General features: G+C 70.3%; 2 protein-coding genes and 1 pseudogene. 2 read left to right on the top strand and 1 reads right to left on the bottom strand.

Translation table 11 applies throughout. The features are described 5' to 3' along the window. On the top strand, nt 1-128 hold a 128-nt coding region (locus V7067_RS05780; protein ID WP_334174934.1), incomplete at its 5' end, for an aconitase family protein. 139 nt (nt 129-267) lie between these two features. Next, nucleotides 268-1,791: a lysophospholipase gene (locus tag V7067_RS05775; RefSeq protein ID WP_334174932.1), complete on the top strand. Its 1,524-nt coding sequence runs from the start codon at nt 268-270 to the stop codon at nt 1,789-1,791. 49 nt (nt 1,792-1,840) lie between these two features. Here V7067_RS05775 and V7067_RS05770 read toward each other — a convergent pair. Continuing rightward, nucleotides 1,841-2,631: pseudogene (locus V7067_RS05770) on the bottom strand (hypothetical protein); the annotation flags it as partial.

Below are 2,631 nucleotides of genomic sequence, written 5' to 3'. Positions count from 1 at the left end.
CCTCCACCTCGAACCGCAATTTCGAGGGCCGTCAGGGCTTCCGCGGCCGCACCCACCTCGTTTCGCCGGCCATGGCGGCTGCCGCGGCGGTCGCCGGCCACTTCGTCGATATCCGCGACTGGAAGTGACGCGGCGGCGGCCCCGCCGCCCCGCCGTCCCGTCCCGCGACGATCCGCGATGCCCGGCACTGCCCAGTGCCGGGCATCGTGCTTTTCGGGGCCGGCGCTTCCGCCGGCCGCCCGGCCGCGATCAGACGGAGATGCGACCATGACGGTTCGCCACACCCCCGCCCCGGCGGGCAGAAAGAACGGAACGGCCGCGGCCGGACCGGCGCAAGAGCAGGGTCAGCCGCAGGACCAGACACAGAACCAGACACAGAACCAGACACCGGACCGGCCGCAGGCCGATGCCGGCCCGGTGCCGCCGTTCCCCACACGGCGGAGGGTTCTGGCGGCCGCCGGCGGACTTGCGGCCGGCTTTTCCGCCATCGGCGGCCTTGCCGCCACACCGCCAGCACGGGCCGGAGCAGAGAACGGGACGGCGGCGAGCGACACCGGGGCGCCGGCAACCGTGCGCTCCGCGGCCTCCGGCCGCGTCAGCCGCCAGCGTCTCGACGAACTGGTTGCGGCCGCCTTTCCGCTGTTCAACGCGCCCGTCGTCCTGCCGGCCTTCGATGCCGCCACGCAGGGCGCGCAGAACGATGTCGAGCTGCACCGCCTCGTGAGCGAAACGGTGCTGCCCCACACCGGCGAGCGCGTGGCGGTGACCGGCCTTCTGGCGCTTCCGGCCGGCGCCTCCGGGCGGCTGCCGGTGCTCTCGTGGCAGCACGGCACGATTCTGTCGTTCGATCAGGTGCCCTCCGGCCTCGTGCGGCTTGCACAGCCGGATTTCGAGCCGGCGGATGCCACCGATTCGCTGGAGACGCTGTTCAACCTGCATCGCTTCGCCGCCCGCGGCTATGCGGTGATTGCCGCCGACTATGTGGGCAAGGGGCCGCTGCGCGCCGGCCGCGGCGAGGCCTACACGGTGCGCGACGTGACCGTGCGCACCTGCCTCGACATGCTGTCGGCCGGCGAGGGAGCGATGCGCGCGCGGGGGCTGGAGCCGGGGGCGCTGTTTCTGCACGGCTGGTCGCAGGGCGCGCTTAACACCCAGTGGCTGCATCAGGCGCTGCGCAGCAGCGGCCGGGCGGTGACGGGCACGGCCACCGCCAGTCCGTTCAACGACCTCGTGGAGACGTGGCGCTACTGGGCCGGGGCGCAGACCTTTCCGCTGCCGGCCGGGGTGAAAAGCTATCCCGCGCTGCCGGACTGGATCGCCCTCTGCATGATCATGGTGCTTGGCAGCTACGAGCTGAACTATGGCCTGCCGGGGCTGATGAAAAGCGCCCTCCGGCCGGATCATCGGGCCCTCGCCGACACGTTCTGGCAGACCTACGCACTCAGCGCCGATGACCTGAAGAGCGTGCCGGCCGGACCGGCGCTGCTGGTAGCGGGCTTCTTCGACCGCTTTACCGACAACCGCAACAGCGCTTTTCTGCGCCGGCTTGCTGCCAACACCGCGACCTGCTGGAACTATGACGCCCCGGTCCGCTTCTGCTACGGGCTGGCGGACGAGGCCATTCACCCCGACATGGCCTGCCGGCCGCTGGCCGCGGGCGGGGCGATGACACAGGGCGTCGCCGTGGCCGGGGCCAGCCACCGCGCGACCTTTCTGGCCGGCCTTTATGGCAGCCCGGCCACCCTGAGCGGACACGATAACGTGCCGGCGTGGTTTGCCACGCTGGCATGACCGCACAGCCGGGGGCAGGCGCGAAGCCCGCCCCCGTTCGTCTGCGATCTCAGACGAGACCGTCGCTGGCATGCAGCGGATCGGTCACCGCCGTGGCCGTGGTGGTGGCCGCCTGCGCATCGGCGGCATCGAGCAGGGCCTGCCATTCGGCCAGCGCCGAGGCATCTCTGGCGCTGATATCGTCCATCGACATCTCGGCCAGCGTGACGCCTTCCAGCGTATAGGTCTGGTCGTTGCCGGCGATGGTGATCACCACCGACCCGTTCTGCTCGGCAACGGAGAAGTTGTCTGCCGAGAGCCAGCCGAGATCGAGCACGTCGGTGGCCGGGTTGAAGTCGATCACCGCATGGCTGCCCCATGCCCAGGTGACGGCGGTGGTGGTGCCGGTGTCCGTGTCGCCGGTGTTGCCGGTGTCGCCGCCATCCCCGGTGTCGCCGGTGTCCCCGGTATCGCCGCCGTTGTCGGTGTTGCCGCTGTCCCCGGTGTCGCCGGTGTCGCCGCCATTGTCGGTGTTGCCGGCATCAAGCGCGCTCTGCCAGGCGGCAAGGGCACTGGCGTCCTTCGCGGTGATGTTGTCCATCGACAGGTCGTCGAGGCTCACGCCCTCCAGCGTGTAGGTCTGGCTGTTGGAGGGAATGGAGATCACCACGGAGCCGTTCTCTTCCGTGATGGTGAAGTTGTCGGACGAGAACCAGCCGAAATCGAGCCCGTCGGTGGCCGGATCGAAATCCAGCACCGTGTGGCTGCCCCATGCCCAGGTGATGGTCGTGGTGGTGCCGGTGTCTCCGGTATCGCCGCCGTTGTCGGTGTTGCCGGTGTCCCCGGTGTCGCCGCCGTTGT

This window comes from Pseudoxanthobacter sp., from assembly GCF_036822375.1.
Classification (GTDB): Bacteria; Pseudomonadota; Alphaproteobacteria; order Rhizobiales; family Segnochrobactraceae; genus Pseudoxanthobacter.
The sequence above is the reverse complement of the archived record's forward strand: the minus strand, read 5'-3'. Positions and strand labels throughout refer to the sequence as shown.